Annotated in this window: 24 protein-coding genes and 1 tRNA gene; 6 read left to right on the top strand and 19 right to left on the bottom strand. The window is 54.2% G+C overall.

The genetic code is table 11. From position 1 onward, the window contains the following. Positions 1–13: 13 nt before the first annotated feature. The 14 genes from ACHUEV_RS01190 to fabD form a co-directional block, all read right to left on the bottom strand. Positions 14–427, bottom strand: a complete 414-nt coding sequence (locus ACHUEV_RS01190; protein WP_394177243.1) for a DUF3168 domain-containing protein — start codon at positions 425–427, stop codon at positions 14–16. Further along, positions 424–762 (bottom strand): head-tail adaptor protein, encoded by a 339-nt coding sequence (locus ACHUEV_RS01195; protein ID WP_394177244.1) that lies wholly within the window; start codon positions 760–762, stop codon positions 424–426. The genes ACHUEV_RS01190 and ACHUEV_RS01195 overlap by 4 nt, the downstream gene beginning before the upstream one ends. Next, positions 759–1358 carry a head-tail connector protein gene (locus ACHUEV_RS01200; RefSeq protein WP_394177245.1) on the bottom strand — a complete coding sequence of 200 codons (600 nt, stop codon included), beginning with the start codon at positions 1356–1358 and terminating at the stop codon, positions 759–761. Before ACHUEV_RS01200 ends, ACHUEV_RS01195 begins: the two co-directional genes overlap by 4 nt. A 166-nt stretch (positions 1359–1524) precedes the next feature. Further along, positions 1525–2706, bottom strand: coding sequence for a phage major capsid protein (locus ACHUEV_RS01205; RefSeq protein WP_394177246.1), 1182 nt, complete (start codon positions 2704–2706; stop codon positions 1525–1527). Positions 2707–2737: 31 nt separating this feature from the next. Beyond that, positions 2738–3268, bottom strand: coding sequence for an HK97 family phage prohead protease (locus tag ACHUEV_RS01210; protein WP_394177247.1), 531 nt, complete (start codon positions 3266–3268; stop codon positions 2738–2740). After that, the gene (locus tag ACHUEV_RS01215) at positions 3265–3477 is read right to left on the bottom strand and encodes a hypothetical protein (protein ID WP_394177248.1); all 213 of its coding nucleotides are present in this window, start codon (positions 3475–3477) and stop codon (positions 3265–3267) included. Before ACHUEV_RS01215 ends, ACHUEV_RS01210 begins: the two co-directional genes overlap by 4 nt. Then, positions 3467–4648: a phage portal protein gene (locus ACHUEV_RS01220; RefSeq protein WP_394177249.1), complete on the bottom strand. Its 1182-nt coding sequence runs from the start codon at positions 4646–4648 to the stop codon at positions 3467–3469. The genes ACHUEV_RS01215 and ACHUEV_RS01220 overlap by 11 nt, the downstream gene beginning before the upstream one ends. A gap of 117 nt (positions 4649–4765) precedes the next feature. Beyond that, positions 4766–6124 carry a DNA-packaging protein gene (locus ACHUEV_RS01225; protein ID WP_394177682.1) on the bottom strand — a complete coding sequence of 453 codons (1359 nt, stop codon included), beginning with the start codon at positions 6122–6124 and terminating at the stop codon, positions 4766–4768. Beyond that, positions 6057–6383: a hypothetical protein gene (locus tag ACHUEV_RS01230; protein WP_106744052.1), complete on the bottom strand. Its 327-nt coding sequence runs from the start codon at positions 6381–6383 to the stop codon at positions 6057–6059. The genes ACHUEV_RS01225 and ACHUEV_RS01230 overlap by 68 nt, the downstream gene beginning before the upstream one ends. Before the next feature lie 158 nt (positions 6384–6541). Beyond that, positions 6542–7699 (bottom strand): endolytic transglycosylase MltG, encoded by a 1158-nt coding sequence (gene mltG, locus ACHUEV_RS01235; RefSeq protein WP_394177250.1) that lies wholly within the window; start codon positions 7697–7699, stop codon positions 6542–6544. Then, the gene (gene fabF / locus ACHUEV_RS01240) at positions 7699–8961 is read right to left on the bottom strand and encodes a beta-ketoacyl-ACP synthase II (protein WP_394177251.1); all 1263 of its coding nucleotides are present in this window, start codon (positions 8959–8961) and stop codon (positions 7699–7701) included. Before fabF ends, mltG begins: the two co-directional genes overlap by 1 nt. Before the next feature lie 265 nt (positions 8962–9226). After that, positions 9227–9460, bottom strand: a complete 234-nt coding sequence (locus ACHUEV_RS01245; protein WP_045996352.1) for an acyl carrier protein — start codon at positions 9458–9460, stop codon at positions 9227–9229. Positions 9461–9654: 194 nt separating this feature from the next. Continuing rightward, positions 9655–10392, bottom strand: coding sequence for a 3-oxoacyl-[acyl-carrier-protein] reductase (gene fabG / locus ACHUEV_RS01250; protein WP_394177252.1), 738 nt, complete (start codon positions 10390–10392; stop codon positions 9655–9657). Positions 10393–10406: 14 nt separating this feature from the next. Beyond that, positions 10407–11345 carry an ACP S-malonyltransferase gene (gene fabD / locus ACHUEV_RS01255; RefSeq protein ID WP_394177253.1) on the bottom strand — a complete coding sequence of 313 codons (939 nt, stop codon included), beginning with the start codon at positions 11343–11345 and terminating at the stop codon, positions 10407–10409. Between the two features lie 177 nt (positions 11346–11522). On the opposite strand from fabD, the gene ACHUEV_RS01260 reads away from it, so the two are divergent. Continuing rightward, positions 11523–12698, top strand: coding sequence for a cytochrome b/b6 domain-containing protein (locus tag ACHUEV_RS01260; protein ID WP_394177254.1), 1176 nt, complete (start codon positions 11523–11525; stop codon positions 12696–12698). Positions 12699–12756: 58 nt separating this feature from the next. Here the strand turns inward: ACHUEV_RS01260 and ACHUEV_RS01265 are convergent, their stop codons facing one another. Together ACHUEV_RS01265 and ACHUEV_RS01270 are read right to left on the bottom strand one after the other, a co-directional pair. Beyond that, positions 12757–13335, bottom strand: coding sequence for a YceI family protein (locus tag ACHUEV_RS01265; protein ID WP_394177255.1), 579 nt, complete (start codon positions 13333–13335; stop codon positions 12757–12759). 125 nt (positions 13336–13460) lie between these two features. Then, entirely contained in the window at positions 13461–14042 is a 582-nt protein-coding gene (locus tag ACHUEV_RS01270) for a hypothetical protein (RefSeq protein ID WP_394177256.1), read from the bottom strand. Between the two features lie 265 nt (positions 14043–14307). Here ACHUEV_RS01270 and rpsF point away from each other — a divergent pair, with 265 nt between their 5' ends. From rpsF to ACHUEV_RS01290, 4 genes are all read left to right on the top strand, one after another. After that, positions 14308–14661, top strand: coding sequence for a 30S ribosomal protein S6 (gene rpsF, locus ACHUEV_RS01275; RefSeq protein WP_394177257.1), 354 nt, complete (start codon positions 14308–14310; stop codon positions 14659–14661). Positions 14662–14687: 26 nt separating this feature from the next. Next, positions 14688–14915 (top strand): 30S ribosomal protein S18, encoded by a 228-nt coding sequence (rpsR, locus tag ACHUEV_RS01280; protein WP_394177258.1) that lies wholly within the window; start codon positions 14688–14690, stop codon positions 14913–14915. 12 nt (positions 14916–14927) lie between these two features. Continuing rightward, positions 14928–15539 carry a 50S ribosomal protein L9 gene (gene rplI / locus ACHUEV_RS01285; RefSeq protein WP_394177259.1) on the top strand — a complete coding sequence of 204 codons (612 nt, stop codon included), beginning with the start codon at positions 14928–14930 and terminating at the stop codon, positions 15537–15539. 150 nt (positions 15540–15689) lie between these two features. Then, positions 15690–16232 carry a hypothetical protein gene (locus ACHUEV_RS01290; protein WP_394177260.1) on the top strand — a complete coding sequence of 181 codons (543 nt, stop codon included), beginning with the start codon at positions 15690–15692 and terminating at the stop codon, positions 16230–16232. A gap of 37 nt (positions 16233–16269) precedes the next feature. On the opposite strand, the gene ACHUEV_RS01295 is transcribed toward ACHUEV_RS01290, so the two are convergent. Next, the gene (locus ACHUEV_RS01295; protein ID WP_394177261.1) at positions 16270–16677 is read right to left on the bottom strand and encodes a VOC family protein; all 408 of its coding nucleotides are present in this window, start codon (positions 16675–16677) and stop codon (positions 16270–16272) included. A 241-nt stretch (positions 16678–16918) separates the two neighbouring features. Here ACHUEV_RS01295 and ACHUEV_RS01300 point away from each other — a divergent pair, with 241 nt between their 5' ends. After that, complete coding sequence (locus ACHUEV_RS01300; protein WP_394177262.1) at positions 16919–18877, top strand: bifunctional 2',3'-cyclic-nucleotide 2'-phosphodiesterase/3'-nucleotidase; 1959 nt, start codon at positions 16919–16921, stop codon at positions 18875–18877. A 117-nt stretch (positions 18878–18994) separates the two neighbouring features. On the opposite strand, the gene tig is transcribed toward ACHUEV_RS01300, so the two are convergent. Both tig and ACHUEV_RS01310 read right to left on the bottom strand, forming a co-directional pair. Next, positions 18995–20326 (bottom strand): trigger factor, encoded by a 1332-nt coding sequence (tig, locus tag ACHUEV_RS01305; protein WP_394177263.1) that lies wholly within the window; start codon positions 20324–20326, stop codon positions 18995–18997. A 257-nt stretch (positions 20327–20583) separates the two neighbouring features. Beyond that, a tRNA-Leu gene (locus tag ACHUEV_RS01310) sits at positions 20584–20668 on the bottom strand. Positions 20669–20706: the final 38 nt, after the last annotated feature.

The raw sequence follows: 20706 nt of genomic DNA on the forward strand, positions 1-20706 counted from the left end.
CTCCTTTTAGGGATTAAGCGTCATCCGCGACACGCGCGCGGAAAATCAGGTTGATCTGGCGGACGTCACCCGTGCCAACACGGGCGGCCTTCGCCTTGTAAAAATTCAGGGACACCAGTGCGCCGCGGGTTAGCATCAGGTCAGCATCGACCAAAGCGTCAGACACGGCGGCGGCGGCGGTTTTAGCAGTCGAAAACCCCGCGCTCTCGGTCACGACAGTCACCGTGAATTCATGCAACGCGCCGCCACCGGTTTTGTCCGATGCATCGCGTACATCTTCGGCCCCCAACACCACATACAACGGCGGTAGCGCGCCACTAGGCAACGCGTCATAGATTGCTGTACCAACAAGACCGGTAAGATCGGGATCATTCGACAATTGGCCATAGACGGCGGCCTGCAGCGCTGAAGCAACTCCGTAGCTCATGATGCTGTCTCCTCAAGCGCGTGACAGGTCAGAAACCGGCCATCACTGCCCTGCTCCGCCACTGCCGTAATGCTGAAAATGCGGTTACCTTCGCGAAAACGCTGACCTGCAACGGGACGCGAGTGTGCACCTTGGGGCGACGCGCGCACCGTGATCCGGTAAGGAACACGTGAAACAGTCGCAGCAAACGCAGCCGCCTCGCGGCCGGACCCGGCCTTGACCGCTGCCCAATGTATGCCCAGCGGCTGCCATTCACGAACATAGCCACCAGCACCGTCGCTCACCTGCAAAGGGGCCTCTAACACAAACGCGCGGTTCAAATGCGGCGCTTTCATACCGGGTTCCCCATAAACAGACGCACGGTGCGGTACTGTTCGATCAAGGCAGACACGCCAAACGGCATCGACGCAGTGCCGTGCGAAACCTCATGACGGAACTCGTAATAATGCGCAGCCAACATCAATACGGCGTGCGCCAAATCAGCGGGTAAGTCTGACCATTCGGGACCGAAGCCAGCCATCAACCCAATGCGCACAGTACCATTTGTCGGGATAGACGGCAGCGCAGCAGCGCTCGCCTTTATGCTGGGGCGCTGCATATCTGGTTCAAGATACCAAGCCCCCGCATCAGGAGTAACCTCGTCACCACTCATCGCGATCAGGGCCATGGACGAAATCGCGCTCACAGGGGCAACAGGCAGCGGCTGACGGCGGGCATCGCGCCACGCGGTCAACGTCCAGCTAAACTCGCGCTCAATAAGTATCTTACCAGTGCGAGCTTCAATCGCGGCCATAGCAGCGCGCAGATAACTTTCCAGCACACCATCTTGTAACCCATCATCCGAGAAACCCGAACCAAGGCGCATATGGTCTTTGAATTGTGCGACCGGTAGCGCCGATTGCGGCACGGTGGTCTCTTCGACTAACATCATGGATTATCTCCGAAATCTTCTGATCTTGGGACCGTTTTAAGGTCAAGAACCCCGGACGCAGGCCACCCTGCATCACTCGGACGGAAGGAAGCTGCTAGACGACACAGGATCGCCTTGGATGCGTCCGGGGACCGGGGGCGATCACGCCCCCGCTTTCACGCCAGCCTTAGCTGGTCGCGAACTTCAAAAGCTTGATTGCACCAAAATCGCTGACGGCACCGCCAACACGTTTCGTGGCATAAAACAGCACGTGAGGCTTGGCCGAGAACGGATCGCGCAGGACGCGTAGATCAGGACGTTCAGCAACGGTGTAACCCGCACCAAAATCACCAAAGGCAATCGCCATCGCGTCCGCCGCGATATCAGGCATGTCTTCGGCAATCAGCACTGGGTAACCCATCAGACGCGCAGGTTCGCCCGCAGCCAGACCATCAGACCAAAGGAATCGACCATCATTGTCTTTCAGCTTGCGAATTGTGCCTGCCGTCTTGGAATTCATCACGAATGTGCCGTTCGCGCGATATTCAGCACCCAGCGAATAGACAAGGTCCACAATCGCGTCGCCGCCATCAATCCCACCGGCTGTACCTGTCGGCACATAGCCAATGTTACCCCAAGCCCAAACATCGTTGTCGACAGTTGGATACGTCATCAGACCCGTAGGTTTGTCGATGCCATCACCATTGATAAACGCTCCAGCCTCTGAGCGTGCGAATTTATCAGCGATACGACCGGCCAGCCAACCTTCGATGTCGAACGCGCTGTCATCCAGCAAACGCTGGGACGCTTTTGGAAGCGCAGACAGCTCATGCAGTGGGATCGTAATACGATCGATCTGCGGTGTGTCTGTCTCAGTCACGGAACCCGCTTCAGTCGCCCAGCCCGCACCCATTTCGGTATGATCAACCAGCACATCATACGACGTGGCATCGACGTTCACGACATTCGCAATCGCACGGATCGACGCCGTCGAAGAAAGCGTACCTTTCACGGTGTCCGACGTCTGTGGGTCAACCAAATAACCGCCGTCAGCCGCAATTGACGTATTCAGCGACTTGCCGTCCAGTTCCAGACCACGCAGCGCGTCATCATCGCCGGAACGCAAATAAGCTGCGAACGCCTTTTGGTGCGGCGCATCCTCGGCAGCATTTGTCGCCAACGCTGTGCGGGCATTCATCATTGTCTTACGGTCCAGCTTGTTCATCCGGTCATCCTGTTTTTGAAGTTTGGCATTAATGCCGTTAGAAAAGTCTTTGAATTCGCTCATGAACCCGGCAACGGCCACATTCAGCTCGCGGGCAGGAGACACATCTTCCCCGACCCGAGAATCGCTCTCAGTCTTGCTCATCAATCTTCCTTTGATTGTGGTGCGGCGAGGGTTAGTCCCGCGCCATCAAACGGCGGGCATCTTCAAACACCGCTGCCAATTCACGCATTGCACCGGCGCTAGGATCATCCCCCTTGGCCGCTACACGCGCATCGGGAAGCATGGGGAATGTGACCAAAGACACCTCCCACAGCTCCAACTGAGACAAAAGGCGTCCGCCCTTGTCGTTCTTTCGGACCTTCACAGTGCGATAACCAATGGACAACCCATCAATCGCACCCGCGCTGACCAATGAGGCAGCTTCGCGGCCCTTAGCAACATCAGTCAGCAATCGGCCCTTAACCCATAGGCCATTGGCGTCTTCACGAACCTCGTCCCAAACGCCAATCGGCTGGGCGGGGTCGTGCTGCCATAACATCTTGATCTGGCGACCCTGCGCCAGTGACGCGGCATAGGCCCCCGGCACCACAGTATCACCGCCCTGATCCGCCTTTCCAAACAAGGATGCATAGCCACTAATCACCGATCCATCAGTAACAGTGACATCAGCACCCAACTGGCAAAATTTATGTTCCAAACTCATAGCGCTCTCCCGCTCAGTGCTTTCACAATTTCGAAAACCAACAGGCCAAAACAGCCGCAGACCACGGCGCAAATTTGGCGCTCTAACCGAGTGACCATGAATTCGATCCGACCAAGACGCACATCGACTTGGGCAAACCAGAAATCAGAAACCGGAGGTTTCACTTCACGGTGTGGCTTACCCTTCAGATCAACGACCTTACCGGGCATCGCCAACCTCAATCGCAGGAAGACCAAGCAACGCACGCTTTTCGGGATCGGTCAAAAACGCGGCCTCTCCCACACGACGCCATTGGGCATCTCGTTCAGCTGAAAGCGCTGGTATCTGGTCCAAATCCGGGCGCAGCTCGATCCGCTCGCCAGTGAAATCGGACAACCAATCTGCAATCGTACTGGTGACACGTGTCACCAGTGGCAATACCGTCAAACGGTAAAACGCGCGGTTTGCCTCTTGGTAATTGGCATAGGTCGCATCACCCGGAATCCCCAACAGCATCGGCGGGACACCAAAGGCAATCGCGATTTCACGCGCGGCGGCCTCTTTGGTTTTCTGGAATTCCATATCTGATGGCGAAAACCCCATTGGCTTCCAATCCAGCCCACCTTCCAACAGCATAGGGCGACCAGCATTACGGGCACCCTGGTGCTGGGTTTCCATCTCACTCAGCAGGCGATCATACTGATCCGCCGACAGTGATGCCTGCCCGTCCGCACCGCGATACACAATCGCACCAGATGGCCGGGCTGCATTATCCAGTAAAGCCTTTGACCAACGAGAAGCAGCGTTGTGAACATCCACCGCATTCGCAGCGGCCTGCAAAGCAGACAGTCCATAATGATCATCCTGCGGGTGGAAATTCTTAATATGGCAAATCGGGCCTTGGCCATCAGAAACCGCAAAGCGATGCTTGCGACCGTTCACACTGTATTCATAGGCCATCGGCCAACCATCAGCACCGGGTACAACCGACATCCGGTCAGAGCGCAAGACATGCATCTCAAGTGGCAGACCATCATCGCCAACAGCCTCAAGATAACCATTCCCAGTCAACAATAGCTGGCCAAACAACGCCTCAAGCAACTCCGCACGGCCCTGCCCAGCATTAGGACGGTTCAACAGCGCCAATACCGGATGGGTGTCATAGCGGCGCTCTGCATCCTGTAAAACAACCGGTACTGCAGCGGCCGCCTCAGCAATCATCTTCACTGCACGAAACCCGATCGGGTTATTCGCAAACCCTGTCCGGGTCAGTGACACGACATCACGCGGGCTCCACGCCACACGGCCCGCACCTGACATCGCCATCACACGCCCCGTGGCCGAGGCTTTGACCTCAGCCACCGGCTGCTCCGACGCAGTGCGGTTCAAGAATTCAAACATTCAAAACTCCTTTGGTGCCAATCGGCCGTTGATGACCGTCTGCGATCCATGAAAACAATTTGCATTTAAATGATTACAAAGATGGTAGGGATGCGTACGCACCCCTACGCAACGGGATCAAAGCCCGCGAATACTGGGGTTGCGCCAGTTCTGTGCTGGTTCAATCATCAAATCATAAAGCGCCCAAACCAACGCATCGACCCGGTCAGGCGATCCGCGACCGACGAATCCTTGGATGGTTAACTGACACATCTGGTCTTCCAGCTTGGCCAACCCGCGCGCATGCCGCACACGACCTTGCTCATAAAGCGCGGCAATCGGCTCTGCCCTCGCGACCTTACCCTTTGAGGCGTGAACAGACCGATAGGATACCAATGGATCGACTTGCCGCAAAACGGCCTCGACCATGTCACCCCCCTGATTAACCTCGGCGACCAAACGATCAGCGCCAAACCGATCCATTGCATTGATCGCAGCTTGCGCCCAATCAGTTGGACGCGCCGCAGACATAGACACATCAGCCAACACATAGGCACGCCAATCCTGTGGGGGGCCATCCATTACGACACCCGCAACCACAATCCCACATTCATCGGATCCTTTATGCGATGTCCCCGGCGGATCAATCGCAACGACGACCCGCGTGCAGGGCGGTAAATGATCGGCCTGCATCCCGGCCAATTGATCGCCCACCCAAAGCGCATCATCGACGTCATCCAATAAGGTACCGTCGATTTCTTGGCGCCCCAAAGAGGTACCACCATAACGCGCCTCAATCTCGGCGATAAAACTCGGGGCAAGGTTAGCACGGTTCGCCTGCGTCGGCGCACGGGTGACCACGGTCGTGTCCAACTCAAGCAAATCACGCAAAACTGCCGCACGGCGCGGTGTCGTCGTCACGCACGCCTGAGGATGATCCCCCAATCGCAAACCAAACTGCAGCATATCCCACGTGTCACCACCTTTGCGCCATTTTGCCAATTCATCCGCCCAGAGCGCATCAAACTGCGGACCACGCAGGCTTTCGGGTTCATGCGCAGAAAACAGCTGCGCTTGCGCACCATTGGGCCAAACGAGTAGCCGACGGGTCGCAATCCAATCTGGGCGGCGATCCGGGGGACTCACAGCCATGATGCCACTTTCACCAAAGACCATCACCTCGCGAGCCTGATCCATAGTTTCGGCGACAATCGCCATTCGGCGGGCCCGGCCGGGCACGGTGGGGCGTGGTCCTTCTAGCATTGCACGCACCCATTCGGCCCCTGCCCGTGTTTTGCCCGCACCGCGGCCGCCCATAATGACCCAAGTACGCCAGTCACCGTCAGGCGGCAATTGATGTGGCAAAGCCCAAAAGTCGAACAGATAAGGCAGTGCTGCGATCTGTGCAGGCGTCAGTTGGTCTAAAAACTCAACCTGCGCGGGTCGCGGCGCGGAGGCGATCAAGCTGGCTCCCGATGTCAGCGCGCAAGGCGTCATAGTCGATATCGGCGTCAGATTGATTGGCTTGCTGTTGGGCATGAAACGCCTCCTCTGCCGCAAGCACCTTGAGATGCGCGGATTGTAATTCACTTAGCTTTGTCAAAAGGGGTTTAGAGGCCACATCAGTCGGCAACCCAATTTCTGCAATCATGTGACGGATAGTATTCCGAACACTCACATATAGCTCCGCAATCTCGGTCACGCGGGCCGATGCATCATCAAGGGCCACCTGCCCCTGATCGTCTAATTTGTTCATGTATATTCGCCTGTAAGGGGTGAGCTTCCGTTACATCGAGAGGCGATAATCGACGCCTTCTAGCACGACAACTATAGGCACAGGCAGGCCCAAAAGTCAATCAGCCGAGGGTACCGACGCGCACCCTCGACTGACTTTTTATTAACCTTTACAGCACATTAATTATCAGATGCACGCTCAGCTTCAATCTCGCGCCAGCGGGCAACATTGCGATTATGTTCGTCCAATGTTGTCGCAAATGCGTGGCCACCAGTACCATCAGCCACAAAGAAGATATACTCTGTGGTGTCTGGGTTCAGCGCCGCTTCGATGCTCGCACGGCCGGGGTTGGCAATCGGTGTCGGCGGCAGCCCCGGGATCACATAAGTGTTCCAAGGCGTCTCACCACGCAATTCACTTTGACGCAAACCACGACCCAGAATCCCCTCACCCTGCGTGATGCCATAGATGACGGTGGGGTCTGTTTGCAGCTTCATGCCTTGGTTCAAGCGGTTCACAAATACGCTCGCAACTTGACGACGTTCTTCAGGAACACCTGTTTCTTTCTCGACGATACTTGCCAGAATCATTGCTTCTTCTGGAGATTCCAAAGGCAAACCATCTGCGCGCTCGGCCCATGCCTCTGCGATGATCGCAGACTGCCGCTCTGTCATCTGCGCAATGATCGATGACACACGCGTGTCTGGCGTAACGTCATAGCTATCAGGCGCAAGCGAACCTTCAGGCGGGGTCTCTTGCACGTCAGCAACCAAAATATCAATCGCGCTCAGCTCGTTTACGATCTGCCAGCTGGTCACACCTTCAGCCAAGGCAACACGATACCGGGTATCGGATGCTTCACGAACTTCGGTGTATTCCGCAGGCGTCTCAACTTCGGACGGATCATAGTTCACAAGTTCAACAAAACGGTTCGTCGCAGGATCAAGCTCACGCACCTGAATCTGCATCTTGTTGATACCAACACGGTAAACGACTTCGGTACCGCAAGTATTCTGACCACCACGGGTCACAATGCTCACGATCTCTTCCATCGAGGCCTGCTCTGGCACCAGAAAGCTACCAGCCTTCAAAAGATGAGATTTCTCAGAATAATCCGCGCCCGTCTCAAAAATGAACTCAGACGAAATTGCACCTTGATCAACCAGTTTCGACGCGACACGAGACATGTTCGTCCCGCGATCGACCTGAAAACAAATTGCCTGCTCCAAGGGGCCCGGCGCAGAATATTGCTTCATCCCCCAGCCGATACCACCGACCAAGAGGAACAAAGCAACAATAAAGAACGTCAGAAAATTAGACGCGATATGGCGCCACATTAGGTGACCTTTCCGAACACGACGCTAGCATTCGTGCCGCCAAAGCCAAACGAGTTCGACAATGCGATGTCGATCTTACGCTCGCGCTTTGCATTCGCACAAAGATCAATCTTGGTTTCAACTGCAGGATTGTCCAAGTTGATTGTCGGCGGCGCAACCTGATCACGGATAGCAAGGATCGAGAAAATCGCCTCAATCGCACCAGCGGCACCCAAAAGGTGACCCGTCGCTGATTTGGTTGAAGACATCGTTAGTTTCTCGGCTGCCTCTGGACCAACCAAACGCTCAACAGCGCCCAATTCAATGGTATCAGCCATCGTCGAAGTACCATGCGCGTTCACATAATCGATCTGCGTCGGTTCAATCCCCGCGTTCCGGCACGCCGCACGCATCGCGCGCTCAGCACCTTCATGATCAGGTGGTGGGGCTGTGATGTGGTGTGCGTCGCCGCTCAGACCATATCCCAGAACCTCTGCATAGATCTTAGCACCACGCGCTTTAGCGTGTTCGTATTCTTCAAGCACGACCATCCCAGATCCCTCGCCCATGACAAAACCGTCACGGTCTTCGTCCCAAGGGCGGCTCGCCTTTGCAGGATCGTCGTTATATTTCGTGCTCAGTGCCTTACAGGCGTTAAAGCCCGCAATGCCAATTTCACAAATCGCAGCTTCAGCACCGCCAGCGACCATAACGTCAGCATCGCCGTGCTGGATCAAACGCGATGCATCACCAATCGCGTGCGCACCAGTTGAACATGCGGTCACAACAGCGTGGTTCGGACCACGGAAACCGTATTTGATCGAAACCTGACCAGAAATCAGGTTGATCAATGCACCCGGCACAAAGAATGGGGAAACGCGACGCGGGCCTTTTTCGGCCATCATCACAGCAGTGTTCGCAATCGAATTCAAACCACCGATACCAGAGCCCATAAGAACACCGGTCCGCTCGAGGCTTTCACGATCTTCGGGCATCCAGCCTGCGTCTTCAATCGCTTGCTGGGCAGCAGCCATACCGAACATGATAAAGGTATCGACCTTACGCTGTTCTTTTGGATCCATGTATTTGTCGGCGTTGAATGTACCATCGGTGCCATCGCCCAACGGAACTTCGCACGCATACTGAGTGGTCAGCTTACTTGCATCAAAACCAGTAATCTTGCCGGCACCAGACTGGCCGTCCAAAATTCGTTCCCAGGATTCGTCAACCCCATCAGCCAGCGGGGTTACCAAACCCAAGCCAGTTACAACTACTCGACGCATATTCTGCCCTCACCTCTTGGCGTATTTGAATGCACTGATAACCTAGCCAGCAGTACAGGGGCAAGACCACGTCACGCTGCCAGCATTGCTTTGCTGATAGCCAGAGTCGGCGCGCGCACCCTACATCACACTCAGACACCATTCAGATGCCGCACTTATTAACTGCTCGGTGTTAAATTAAGTCACGTTAGGTGGCTAAAACAACCTTCAAGCATAAAAAAAACGGCGCCACGAAGGCGCCGTTTCTTTGTTCTGTCGTAACGGCTTATTGTGCGCCGTTGATGAACTTAACCGCGTCACCAAATGTCTGGATGGTTTCTGCAGCGTCGTCAGGGATTTCGATGCCGAATTCCTCTTCGAACGCCATAACCAGCTCAACAGTGTCAAGGCTGTCTGCGCCCAGATCATCGATGAAGGACGCAGTTTCCGTCACTTTGTCTTCTTCAACACCAAGATGCTCTACTACGATCTTGCGTACGCGGTCTGCAACGTCGCTCATATCAATTCCTCATGTCTTTCTGGGCAGATGCCCGTTCTGATTTGGGCTTGCGCCCGACTTAATTTTTCCCCCATCGGGGTTTCACCGATCTGCGCAGCAAACATCCGACGTGACGTCACATGCACTTTTTTCGGCAAATCTGGGTGGCCTATAGCAGAGAATTCCGCTTAGGCAAACGATTTCATGCCCGGCTTTTAGAGCATGGCCATCCCGCCGTTCACATGCAAGGTGGTACCGGTAACATAAGCAGCTTCGGGGCTAGAAAGATACAAAACTGCCGCAGCAATCTCTTCTGCATCGCCCATACGACCGGCGGGAACTTGCGACAAAATACCAGCCTTTTGCTCATCATTCAGCTTATCGGTCATCGCAGTGGTGATAAAACCGGGTGCAACACAGTTTACGGTGATTCCACGGCTCGCAACTTCATAGGCGATGGATTTGGACATTCCGACCATACCAGCCTTTGATGCAGCATAGTTCGCCTGCCCTGGGTTACCTGTCGCGCCAACAATAGACGAAATATTCACGATGCGCCCCCAGCGGGACTTCATCATGCCGCGGATCACACCTTTGCACAGACGCATGGTCGATGTCAGGTTGACCTCTAGAACCGAAGACCATTCTTCATCCGACATACGCATAAAGATGTTGTCTCGCGTGATGCCAGCGTTGTTCACCAATACATCGACTGATCCCATCGCGTCAGCAGCCTGCTTTGGCAATGCATTCACTGCGTCTGCGTCACTTAGGTTACATGGCAGTACATGCGCACGATAGCCCAACTCTGCGGCCAATGCCTCAAGCGGCTCAACGCGTGTACCGGACAGTGCGACGGTTGCACCAGCGCCGTGCAGTGCCTTTGCAATTGCCCCGCCAATGCCACCAGAAGCGCCCGTAATCAGGACATTTTTTCCATTTAAATCAAACATTTCTAATTCCTTCTTCAATCCTTTAGCGCAGCAGCAACGGCAACGACGTCTTCTGGTGTACCAACTGCGGTTGCAGTCAAGCTGCGATCAATACGTTTAACCATCCCGCATAGCGCCTTACCAGCGCCGATTTCGAACACGTCTGTCACGCCTTTCGTCGCCATGTAGGCAACGCTTTCGCGCCAACGCACAGAGCCGGTAACCTGCTCAACAAGCAATGAACGGATCGCAGCAGGGTCGGTGACGCTGCTTGCCTCAACGTTTGCGACCAGCGGTACCGCTGGGGTCTTGATTTCCACATCATCCAGCGCCTCGGCCATCACAGTCGCCGCGGGCGTCATCAAGCTACAATGGAATGGCGCGCTCACTGGCAAAAGAAGCGCGCGCTTTGCGCCCTTTTCCTTTGCAATCACTGTTGCGCGCTCCACGGCTGCCTTGTGCCCTGACACAACCACCTGCCCCGGATCGTTATCGTTTGCAGCTTGGCACACTTCACCCTGTGCAGCCTCTTCGGCGATTTCCGCAACTGTCGCGAAATCCAACCCCAAGATCGCGGCCATTGCGCCAACGCCAACCGGCACGGCCTCTTGCATCGCGGTCCCGCGCAAACGGAGTAGTCGGGCCGTGTCTGCCACAGTCAATGCACCAGCCGCAGCCAATGCCGAATATTCGCCCAACGAATGCCCTGCGACAAAGCTCGCTGCGGAAATTGAAACGCCTTCAGCCTCAAGCGCACGCATTGCAGCCAATGATGTCGCCATCAACGCTGGCTGGGCGTTACGCGTCAGAGTCAGCTCAGCGATATCGCCGTCCCAAATCAAACCAGACAGGTTTTCACCAAGCGCCTCGTCAACTTCGTCAAAAATCGCTTTTGCAGTTGGATAAGCGTCAGCCAAAGCCCGCCCCATTCCAATTGTCTGCGCCCCTTGGCCCGGAAACACGAATGCCCGCATCAGACCTCTCCTCTTTGATAGGTTATTTGCCGCTAGGCTTACCTTGCTGCGTCAAAGCACACAAGCGACCCGTCACCTGATCGGATACGCACACGACCTGTAACCACACACACATAGCCTGCGCTTGCGCGAATCCATGCCGGTGATAGCGTGGCCAGAACGACTAGGAGAACATTCATGCCCGCCACGAACACAGCCAGCACATATGGTTCGATCACCAAAGTTTTTCATTGGCTTACTGCCCTTCTGATTCTTACTGTCATTCCGCTCGGTCTCATTGCCGAAGACCTCGCGTTTGATGCCCCTTTAAAGGTCCCGCTTTTCTCGGCGCATAAGACACTTGGCGTCATCATATTCTTTGTGGCCTTGGCGCGTATCCTCTGGGCGCTGACCCAGACGAAACCTGGTGACTTGCATCCCGATCGCCGCTTGGAAACGCTGGTTGCCCATATCGTGCACTGGCTTTTGTATATTGCGCTCGTAGTCGTTCCACTTTCTGGATGGTTACATCATGCAGCCACATCAGGGTTCGCGCCCATCTGGCTGCCAATCGGCCAAGGCCTGCCATTCATTCCCCAAAGCGAAACGCTCGCCGAAATTTTCTCAGGTCTGCATTGGATTTGGAGCAAGATCCTGATCGTTTCGATCCTGCTGCACATCGCCGGGGCGCTAAAACATCAGATTATCGACAAAGATACGACGCTTGCACGGATGTGGTTCGGTCGGCCACGCCTGCCTGAAACATCAGAACGTAAAAAAGCGCTCGCCGCACCTGCCATCGCCCTCATCATATATGGTCTGGCTGCTGGTGGCGCTGCCGCAGCTGGGATGCTTTCACATAGCGATCGCGCAGCAGCTCCAGTCTTAGAACAAGCAGCATCGGATTGGATGGTCAGTGATGGTACGATTGGCATCACCATTCGCCAGTTGGGCAACCCAGTTTCTGGACAATTCGACGACTGGACAGCGGTTATTAACTTTGACCCAGAGGCAACAGGAACGCTCGGGCACGTGACGGCGACAATCGCAATAGGATCACTACACCTTGGTTCAGTCAGCGATCAGGCAATGGGCAGGGACTTCTTTAACGCTGACACCTTCCCGACAGCGACATTCGATGCCGATATTACAGAAGACGGCAGCACCTACGTTGCGGACGGGACGCTGACGATCAAGGGCATCACCATCCCGGTTACTCTACCCTTTGTTCTGAACCTTCAGGGTGACACTGCAGAAATGGCAGGATCACTATCGCTTGACCGCCGCGACTTTCAAATCGGGCAAAGCATGGCCGACGATACCAACCTTGGCTTTGACGTCGCGGTCACTGTGAACTTAACAGCAACACGCTAACAAAAAGGCTGCGCCCCATCATCTGGGACGCAGCCAATCATTTAAAACGATAGCGAATTTATTCCGCTTTCATCGCCTCAACAGAAATTGTCACTTCAACTTCGTCGCTGACGTAAGGCGCAAACGCACCGACTTCGAAATCTGAACGCAGCAAAGTTGTCGTAGCATCAAAGCCAGCCCATTCTTTTTCGGCCATCGGGTGCATGCCTGTTTGGTTCAGCTTTGCGTCCAAAACGACAGATTTCGTCACACCATTCAACGTCAGATCACCAGTGATCAACGCAGTGCCTTCGCCAGTCACTTCGATGCCAGTCGACGTGAAAGTCACCATTTCGTCGGCATCAGCGCCGAAAAAGTCACCCGACATAAAGTGCTCAAAACGTGCTTCCCAGCCAGTCAGCATGCTGCGCACAGGGAAAGATACGTTCACGCTGGACGCTGATGGGTCTTCTTGATCAAAGCTGATTTCGCCTTCGAACCCTGAAAACATGCCCATCCCGGTCGAAAAACCAAGGTGATTATAGGTGAAAACAATCTGGCTGTGGCTAGAATCAAGCACGTATGCTTCGGGTGCTGCGAATGCTGGGGCAGCGGCGGTCGAGGCAACCATTGCGGCTGCGAAAAGAATGTTCTTCATTGGAATCTCCAGTTACGACTAGTTTACACCCTCTATTGAAGGTGCATCACCGCGCAAAGCAATTCAGCAATTCTGAACAAATTGTGTTCGGCAACATAGGAACCAATGTTGCCGATTGTCGTATTTTACGCCGCTGTCGGCGTCGCGATCATTAAATCCTGCGCCAAACGATCACGCAATGGAATCAACTGTGCCTCAATACCTTCCGCAACGCTAACGCGTTGATCTGTATCGCGATATTTCAACACAAGAGACGCAAGAGCGCCCTCCGGCAGAGGCTCGATATACACGCCGCCAATCGCGTCAAATCCGTATGCGCCAATGGTGGTTGGGCGCCCGGCACGGTTGCTAATCACCTCGCGAATTTCGCCAACACTGGTGTCGACATGAACCTCAGCTTGCGATCCTCGACTTGCAAACCACAGCAAATAAAACCCGACAGCCGCAAAAAGCACCGCCGCTACAACACGAACAACGCCAACCCCGCCATCAAAAAACAGCACAGGCATGACCAACATGCTTACGGCAGCTATCATGAAACAGGCACCGAAAAAGTAAGACAGCGATTGCGCGATAACGACACCCATAGCTGGCGCACGACCAGACCGAATCTGATAGCCCCAAAAGGTGTCTTCAACTGAAAAACTCGATGATTTTGCCATTAGCCCCTGACCGCCTAAATGCTGAGTTGCCACGTTTCCTGTCATGACGCCTCCTTAATGTCGCTTTAATGCTAATTATCAATGAATCGGGGCGATAACTTGGCGCAGTCGTGGCAAAGACAAAAAATTAGACCCGCCGCGCATTCCGCCAAGAAAAATAGGGCTGCGAGACTTGCATCACGACTTGATCGCTGTATAAGGCCGCAACCTTTCTGTGTAATGTTGAACTGCGCAGTCTCTCGTGGGTGGGGTGCAGAAAGGGTCACTGCCCCACGCTTTGAAATGCGCTGATAAATGAACTGGAGTACGCATGCCGCTATACGAGCATGTCATGATTGCGCGTCAGGATCTTTCCAACTCGCAAGCTGAAGCCCTTATCGAACACTTCGGATCCGTTCTTGCTGACAATGGCGGCAAGCTTGTGGAAAACGAATACTGGGGCGTCAAAACGATGGCCTATAAGATCAACAAGAACCGCAAGGGCCACTACGCCCTGCTGCGCACTGATGCGCCAGCACCTGCGATTCAGGAAATGGAACGTCTGATGCGTCTTCACGACGACGTCATGCGCGTACTGACGATCAAAGTCGACGCACACGAAGATGGCCCATCCGTACAGATGCAGAAACGCGAAGAACGTGGCGAACGCCGCGAGCGCCGCTAATCAGATCTTAGATAAGGACAACAATCATGGCTACTAAACCATTTTTCCGTCGTCGTAAGTCCGATCCGTTTGATGGCGAAAACGCGCCAAAGATCGACTACAAAGACACTCGCCTTTTGCAGCGCTACATCTCTGAGCGCGGCAAAATCGTTCCAGCCCGTATCACAGCTGTTGGCGCCAAGAACCAGCGTAAGCTCGCCCAGGCGATCAAACGCGCGCGTTTCCTTGCCCTGCTGCCATACGCAGTAAAGTAAGGACACCAACACATGGATATCATTCTCCTTGAGCGCGTGGCCAAACTGGGCCAGATGGGCGAAGTCGTTTCTGTTAAAGAAGGCTACGCACGTAACTTCCTGCTGCCACAAGGCAAAGCACTGCGCGTAAACGCTGCAAACCTTGCACGTTTCGAAGCAGAAAAAGCACAGCTTGAAGCACGCAACCTCGAAAGCAAAAAAGAAGCAGAAGCACTGGCTGAAAAGCTGGACGGTGAAACATTCATCATCATCCGCTCTGCATCCGACGCTGGTTCGCTTTACGGTTCTGTCACAACACGTGACGCGGCCGATGCAGCAACCGAAGCTGGTTTCTCTGTCGACAAAAAGCAGGTTGTTCTGCTTGGCGCGATCAAAGATCTGGGCCTGCACGACGTTTCCGTCAACCTACACCCAGAAGTCAACGCGACAATCACGCTGAACGTTGCACGTTCTACCGAAGAAGCCGAGCTGCAAGCAGCTGGTAAATCTATCGCAGAGCTGGCCGCCGAAGAAGAAGCAGCTGCTGAATTCGAAATTCAGGAACTGTTCGACGACATCGGCTCTGCCGCTGACGAATTCGGTGACGACGAAGCACCTGCTGCTGAAGTTAACGAAGAAGACTAATACCTTCTTCACTGGCAATGTAATTAGGCCGCTCCTTTTTGGGGCGGCCTTTTTCGTAAACGAGTAACCTGCGGCACATTATGCGGTTGAATGACCTCATAGATCTTTGCACCCGATGAAAACCGGGATCGCAGGACCGGAGTATGTAAATTGAGATTGTTACCTCCCCTGTTTCTTTCGATCCTCACAACGGCGTGTACCGTGCCGGATGGCGATATCCGATGGAAACCTGAACTTCTAAACACTGGTGACTATGTTACGGTCGACCAAAGCCGATCCGGCCGCATTCACCACGTCTATAGTGGACGTCAGGGCAACAACTACGTCATCAATAGCTATCGCGGCGCCACCCCGACAGGAACACCGGCGTTCACGACGCTGCTTGATCGCAATGGAAACTACCTGATTTGGGAACGCGCTGACGGGTATCAAGTTCGCTATGAACCGCACGACTGCACTCGTAAACTTGGCAAATGCCGCTATACCGAAATCCGCCCCAACGATGAACGTATCAGATGGACCCGCATCACGACAGCAACAGAAACCGGCTTCAAATACGTTGAAACCGACCGCAACGGCGAACGCAAAGTGTCCGGCGAAATCTCAATTGATGAACGTGGCTTCGCAGGAAGCGGACAGGTAAGCGGACATTTCGGGGCCCAAACATTTACCTTGGTCGAGCAACACTATTAGGGCGCATTCCACTTAGTAAATGTCACTCCAATCGGCCCTATTCCGGCGTACTGAATACCACACTCTCGGCTGAGCGTTCGGCCGGACCGTGATAGACAGCTTCAATGTTATTACCATCGGGGTCCAACGCAAATGCTGCGAAATAACCAGGGTGATACGCGCGCTCTCCCGGTTGTCCGTTATCAACGCCGCCGCTTGTAATGGCCGCGTGATGAAATGCTTTTACCTCATCATGATCTGCAGCCTGAAACGCGATGTGGACGCGGCTGTGGTCGTCGACGGACTGAGAAACAAAAAGCTCATCCGCTATGAAGAAATGCTCGGCTTCCACTGAGATGCTTTTGCCAAGTGAAGCCAGCACTGCACGATAGAACGCCTTACTCGCGACAATATCCGCCACCTGCAGATGTACGTGATCAATAAGTCGACCTTTGTGAATTTCCATAATCCCGGCCTCCGCTTCTAAACAAAGTATAGCACGGCAGCCGTCACCAATCACGCGTCAACCCGAAGCGATGCCGCTCCCCTGCTCGCTATATCGACTATTTTTACAGCAATTCAAATAACTTACGACACAAACAAGGCATCCAAATATCTGTGCCATTGCCGCCCACAAACACACCCTTGTTACAAACCCCATCCAGATGTCTACTGGTCATACATCTAGAAATCCGGGGGATTATCTCATGTCACTTCGTCTAAATCGTCGTCACTTCATCGCAGGCTCTGCTGGGCTGATCGCGATGCATCCGTTTTCCGTCAGCGCAGCCACCAATCAGGCGCACCTGCGTTTAATGGAAACTACTGACCTTCACGTCCATGTTTTTCCTTACGATTATTACGCTGACCGCCCCGTCGATACGGTCGGCCTAGCCCGCACAGCATCCATCATCGAAGGCGTCCGCGCAGAATCGACCAACTCTTTGCTTCTCGACAATGGTGACTTTCTTCAGGGGAACCCGATGGGCGATTACATCGCCTATGAACGCGGCATGAAAGAAGGCGACATGCACCCTGTCATCACCGCGATGAACACACTTGGGTTTGACGCGTCAACGCTTGGTAACCACGAATTCAATTACGGCATTCCATTCTTGATGAAATCGGTCGCTGGTGCCGCCTTCCCTGTTGTTTCTGCCAACGTGGTCAAAGAAATGGGCGCGACACCGATCGCGGACACAACGCTGCTTCCGCCTTACACGATTCTTGAACGCACGCTGACCGACGGGTCCGGTGTCACACACCCGATCAAGATCGGGCTGATCGGATTCGTGCCACCGCAGATCATGAACTGGGACCGAAAGCATCTAGAAGGCAACGTACAGGCCCGCGATATCGTCGCATCCGCCCGCGCATATGTTCCACAGATGAAGGAGCAAGGCGCAGACATTATCGTCGCGCTTTGCCATTCTGGCATCGGCGAAGCCAACGAAACTGAGGGCATGGAAAACGCGGCAATTCCTTTGGCAGGCGTTGACGGCATCGACGCGATTTTGACAGGCCACAGCCACCTCGTCTTCCCGTCCTCAAACTATGACGACTGGGCGGGTGTCGATGTCGCGGCCGGAACGATCAACGGCAAACCCGGCGTGATGGGCGGCTTTTGGGGCAGCCATATGGGCCTAGTCGATCTACTGCTTGAACGTGACGGCAACGGATGGCGGGTTCTTTCGCACACATCCGAGGCGCGCCCAATCTCGCGCCGCGAAGAAGACCGCAGCATCACCCCACTTGTCGAAGACTTCGTGCCTGTTTTGGAATCAATTCAAGACATCCACGACCAGACGCTTTCCTATGTGCGCACAGCGGTCGGAAAAACCGATGCACCGCTTCACAGCTATTTTGCGCTGGTCGCCGATGATCCATCCATTCAGATCGTATCGAACGCGCAAACTTGGTACATCACGGAACAAATGGTCGGCACCGAATTCGAAGGGCTACCAATCCTATCGGCCGCCGCTCCGTTCAAGGCGGGTGGCCGTGGCGGTCCGGAGTATTTTACCGATGTTCCTGTTGGCGACGTCGCAATCAAAAACGTGGCGGACTTGTACCTCTACCCCAACACAGTGCGGGCCGTGAAAATAACAGGCGCACAGGTCAAGAACTGGCTGGAACGCAGCGCCGGGATGTTCAACCAAATCGAACCCGGCTCATCCGATGCAGTGCTACTGAACCCTGATTTTCCAAGCTACAACTTCGATGTGATTGACGGAGTCACCTACCAAATTGATCTATCCCAACCGGCGATGTTCGACCGTGAAGGCGAAGTGATCAACGCCAATACAAACCGGATCGTAAATCTACAGTTCAATGGTACGCCTATCGACCCATCGCAAGAATTCATCCTAGCGACGAACAACTACCGGGCATCGGGTGGCGGCAGCTTCCCCGGTGCAGATGGATCGACGGTCATTTTTGAAGGGCCCGACACGAATCGCGACGTGATCGTGCGCTACATCGTCGACAAAGGTACGGTCAGCCCACGCGCGGATGCGAATTGGTCATTTGTGCCAATGGACGGCACCTCCGTCATCTTTGAAACGGGACCCGCTGGCGCAGAATACGCAGACAGCGTTGCAGGCATGACCATCACACCCGCAGGCAGCAGCGAATCTGGATTCGCTCTGTTCCGCATCACGCTTTAACAAATTCGGGCCCAGCCTCTGACGGGCGGCTGGGCCAGATCTAATTTGGCTACACTCGCAAAACAAAAGGCGCCCCAAAACCGGAGCGCCTTTTTCAGAATAAATCTGGTGTTGATCTTACTCTTCTTCGAGCTTCTCAACAGCTTTTTGCAGATCGTCTTTGCTGACTTCTTTGTCAGTCACCGCAGCCTTTTCAAAGATGTGGTCAACGACTTTGTCTTCGAACATTGGCGCCTGCAGTTGCTGACGGAACTGAGCGTTCTGCTGTACGAATTCAAAGAACTGACGCTCTTGACCTGGGTACTGGCGCGCTTGGTTCATGATCGCTTGTGTCATTTCCTGATCGGTGACTTTCACGTCAGCCTTCTGACCGATGTCAGCCAACAGAAGACCCAGCTTTACGCGACGCTCAGCAAGCTTCTTGTGCTCGTCAGTTGGTTCGATCTCTGGGTGATCGTGACCTTCAACTTCTGGGTTTTCTTCGTGCCACAGCTGGTGAGCGATCTGGTTTGCTTCAGCAGTAACCAAAGTTTCTGGCAGGTCGAAAGAAACAACTTTGTCCAGCTCGTCCAGCAGCGCGCGTTTTGCAACAGCACGTGATGCACCAGTGTATTCAGCTTCCAGACGCTCAGTGATCTGTGCCTTCAGGCCTTCCAGATCTTCTGCACCGAATTTCTTCGCCAGCTCATCGTCCAGCTCAGGCGTCTTTGGTGCCTTCACTTCTTTGATTGTGCAGGTGAATACAGCTTTCTTACCAGCAAGGTTTTCAGCTTGGTAATCTTCTGGGAAGGTTACTTCGACGTCTTTTTCGTCGCCAGCTTTGACCTTCAGCAGGCCATCTTCAAAGCCGGGAATGAAAGAGTTTGAACCCAGCACGAGCGGGTAATCTTCCGCAGCGCCGCCTTCAAAAGCTTCGCCGTCAACCTTGCCAACAAAATCCAGAACGACTTGGTCGTCTTTCTTTGCTTGCGTTTTTTTCGCTTCGTATGTGACAGCCTGTGGTGAAGACGCAAGGTTATCCAGCGCTTCTTTCACTGAGTCTTCGTCAGCTTTCACAACCAGACGCTCTAGCTTGATTTTGCTGAAATCTGTCTCTGCGATTTCTGGCAGTTTCTCGTAAGAAACTTCAACGGCAACATCGTCGCCCTCTTTCCAGTCTTCGTTGGTCATTTTCATTTCTGGCTGTGCCGCAGGACGGTCACCGGATTCTTCAAGGTGCTTGCTCAGGGCGCCGTCGATGGCTTCCTGCATGCTTTCGCCCATAAGGCGCTGGCCGAACTGCTTGCGCAAGAGTGCCATTGGCACTTTACCTTTGCGGAAACCCTTCATCTCGACGGTTGGCTGTGCTTCTTTCAGCTTTTCATCAACTTTGGCATCCAATTCAGCCGCGGTAACGGTGATGGCATAGCCGCGTTTCAAACCTTCGTTCAGCGTCTCTGTGACCTGCATGGTAGCGTCCTTTTCAAGTCGTCTGGCGTGGAAACCACGCATATCTTCGTCAGGCCGCGCAAGGCGTGGCCACATAAATCGAAGGCACTTCTAGGGATGCACCGCATGGCATGCAAGGGCAATCGTGCGCCAAGCCCCTAGGTATAAGGATTTTCAGCCCTGCCCCTTCTTTTATTGGGGGCACGCGGATCGCCACAACAAATCGCACTCGCGCATTTATAGACGAGATACCTTGATCATGTTTGAAAACATAAAAGTGGTGCGGGTGAAGGGACTTGAACCCCCACGCCTTGCGGCGCCAGAACCTAAATCTGGTGCGTCTACCAATTCCGCCACACCCGCACTTTCAACGCCCGAAGCGTCGATCTGGCGCTACCTAG

This window comes from Yoonia maritima (genome assembly GCF_043641945.1).
Taxonomy (GTDB): Bacteria; Pseudomonadota; Alphaproteobacteria; order Rhodobacterales; family Rhodobacteraceae; genus Yoonia; species Yoonia maritima_B.

Coding starts and splice junctions, on each gene's coding strand:
- ACHUEV_RS01295 (WP_394177261.1), bottom strand. CDS start 16,677: ATGGAAATTCACAAAGGTCGACTTATTGATCACGTACATCTGCAGGTG.
- ACHUEV_RS01220 (WP_394177249.1), bottom strand. CDS start 4,648: ATGTTTGAATTCTTGAACCGCACTGCGTCGGAGCAGCCGGTGGCTGAG.
- ACHUEV_RS01225 (WP_394177682.1), bottom strand. CDS start 6,124: ATGACGCCTTGCGCGCTGACATCGGGAGCCAGCTTGATCGCCTCCGCG.
- tig (WP_394177263.1), bottom strand. CDS start 20,326: ATGCAGGTCACAGAGACGCTGAACGAAGGTTTGAAACGCGGCTATGCC.
- rplI (WP_394177259.1), top strand. CDS start 14,928: ATGGATATCATTCTCCTTGAGCGCGTGGCCAAACTGGGCCAGATGGGC.
- ACHUEV_RS01190 (WP_394177243.1), bottom strand. CDS start 427: ATGAGCTACGGAGTTGCTTCAGCGCTGCAGGCCGCCGTCTATGGCCAA.
- fabD (WP_394177253.1), bottom strand. CDS start 11,345: ATGCGGGCATTCGTGTTTCCGGGCCAAGGGGCGCAGACAATTGGAATG.
- ACHUEV_RS01300 (WP_394177262.1), top strand. CDS start 16,919: ATGTCACTTCGTCTAAATCGTCGTCACTTCATCGCAGGCTCTGCTGGG.
- ACHUEV_RS01230 (WP_106744052.1), bottom strand. CDS start 6,383: ATGAACAAATTAGACGATCAGGGGCAGGTGGCCCTTGATGATGCATCG.
- ACHUEV_RS01200 (WP_394177245.1), bottom strand. CDS start 1,358: ATGATGTTAGTCGAAGAGACCACCGTGCCGCAATCGGCGCTACCGGTC.
- ACHUEV_RS01245 (WP_045996352.1), bottom strand. CDS start 9,460: ATGAGCGACGTTGCAGACCGCGTACGCAAGATCGTAGTAGAGCATCTT.
- rpsF (WP_394177257.1), top strand. CDS start 14,308: ATGCCGCTATACGAGCATGTCATGATTGCGCGTCAGGATCTTTCCAAC.
- ACHUEV_RS01205 (WP_394177246.1), bottom strand. CDS start 2,706: ATGAGCAAGACTGAGAGCGATTCTCGGGTCGGGGAAGATGTGTCTCCT.
- ACHUEV_RS01195 (WP_394177244.1), bottom strand. CDS start 762: ATGAAAGCGCCGCATTTGAACCGCGCGTTTGTGTTAGAGGCCCCTTTG.
- mltG (WP_394177250.1), bottom strand. CDS start 7,699: ATGTGGCGCCATATCGCGTCTAATTTTCTGACGTTCTTTATTGTTGCT.
- ACHUEV_RS01260 (WP_394177254.1), top strand. CDS start 11,523: ATGCCCGCCACGAACACAGCCAGCACATATGGTTCGATCACCAAAGTT.
- ACHUEV_RS01270 (WP_394177256.1), bottom strand. CDS start 14,042: ATGACAGGAAACGTGGCAACTCAGCATTTAGGCGGTCAGGGGCTAATG.
- fabF (WP_394177251.1), bottom strand. CDS start 8,961: ATGCGTCGAGTAGTTGTAACTGGCTTGGGTTTGGTAACCCCGCTGGCT.
- ACHUEV_RS01215 (WP_394177248.1), bottom strand. CDS start 3,477: ATGCCCGGTAAGGTCGTTGATCTGAAGGGTAAGCCACACCGTGAAGTG.
- ACHUEV_RS01210 (WP_394177247.1), bottom strand. CDS start 3,268: ATGAGTTTGGAACATAAATTTTGCCAGTTGGGTGCTGATGTCACTGTT.
- rpsR (WP_394177258.1), top strand. CDS start 14,688: ATGGCTACTAAACCATTTTTCCGTCGTCGTAAGTCCGATCCGTTTGAT.
- ACHUEV_RS01265 (WP_394177255.1), bottom strand. CDS start 13,335: ATGAAGAACATTCTTTTCGCAGCCGCAATGGTTGCCTCGACCGCCGCT.
- fabG (WP_394177252.1), bottom strand. CDS start 10,392: ATGTTTGATTTAAATGGAAAAAATGTCCTGATTACGGGCGCTTCTGGT.